Annotated in this window: 1 rRNA gene; it reads left to right on the top strand. The window is 54.1% G+C overall.

The features are described 5' to 3' along the window. Nucleotides 1-1,336: ribosomal RNA gene (locus E2R51_RS19560) — 23S ribosomal RNA — on the top strand; the annotation flags it as partial.

Here is a 1,336-nt window from a genome sequence, read left to right as displayed (position 1 = left end):
GTAAGCTGAGCTGTGATGACGAGGGAATTATAGTACCGAAGTCTTTGATTCCACACTGCCAAGAAAAGCCTCTAGCGAGATGCTAGGTGCCCGTACCGCAAACCGACACAGGTAGGCGAGGAGAGAATCCTAAGGTGAGCGAGTGAACTCTCGTTAAGGAACTCGGCAAAATGACCCCGTAACTTCGGGAGAAGGGGTGCTCTGGTAGGGTGCAAGCCCGAGAGAGCCGCAGTGAATAGGCCCAGGCGACTGTTTAGCAAAAACACAGGTCTCTGCGAAACCGTAAGGTGAAGTATAGGGGCTGACACCTGCCCGGTGCTGGAAGGTTAAGAGGAGTGCTTAGCGCAAGCGAAGGTACGAATTGAAGCCCCAGTAAACGGCGGCCGTAACTATAACGGTCCTAAGGTAGCGAAATTCCTTGTCGGGTAAGTTCCGACCCGCACGAAAGGTGTAACGATCTGGGCACTGTCTCAACGAGAGACTCGGTGAAATTATAGTACCTGTGAAGATGCAGGTTACCCGCGACAGGACGGAAAGACCCCGTGGAGCTTTACTGTAGCCTGATATTGAATTTTGGCACAGCTTGTACAGGATAGGTAGGAGCCTTGGAAATCGGAGCGCCAGCTTCGATGGAGGCATTGGTGGGATACTACCCTGGCTGTGTTGAACTTCTAACCCTCACCCGTGATCCGGGTGGGAGACAGTGTCAGGCGGGCAGTTTGACTGGGGCGGTCGCCTCCTAAAGAGTAACGGAGGCGCCCAAAGGTTCCCTCAGAATGGTTGGAAATCATTCGAAGAGTGTAAAGGCATAAGGGAGCTTGACTGCGAGACCTACAAGTCGAGCAGGGTCGAAAGACGGGCTTAGTGATCCGGTGGTTCCGCATGGAAGGGCCATCGCTCAACGGATAAAAGCTACCCCGGGGATAACAGGCTTATCTCCCCCAAGAGTCCACATCGACGGGGAGGTTTGGCACCTCGATGTCGGCTCATCGCATCCTGGGGCTGTAGTCGGTCCCAAGGGTTGGGCTGTTCGCCCATTAAAGCGGTACGCGAGCTGGGTTCAGAACGTCGTGAGACAGTTCGGTCCCTATCCGTCGTGGGCGCAGGAAATTTGAGAGGAGCTGTCCTTAGTACGAGAGGACCGGGATGGACGCACCGCTGGTGTACCAGTTGTCAAGCCATTGGCATCGCTGGGTAGCTATGTGCGGACGGGATAAGTGCTGAAAGCATCTAAGCATGAAGCCCCCCTCAAGATGAGATTTCCCACACGCAAGTGGTAAGATCCCTGAAAGATGATCAGGTAGATAGGTTCGAGGTGGAAGCATAGCGATATGTG

Origin of the sequence: Jeotgalibacillus sp. S-D1 (genome assembly GCF_004358665.1) — a bacterium.
GTDB lineage: Bacteria > Bacillota > Bacilli > Bacillales > Jeotgalibacillaceae > Jeotgalibacillus.
Note: the sequence above shows the minus strand (reverse complement) of the source record. Positions and strands in the feature narration are given on the sequence as shown.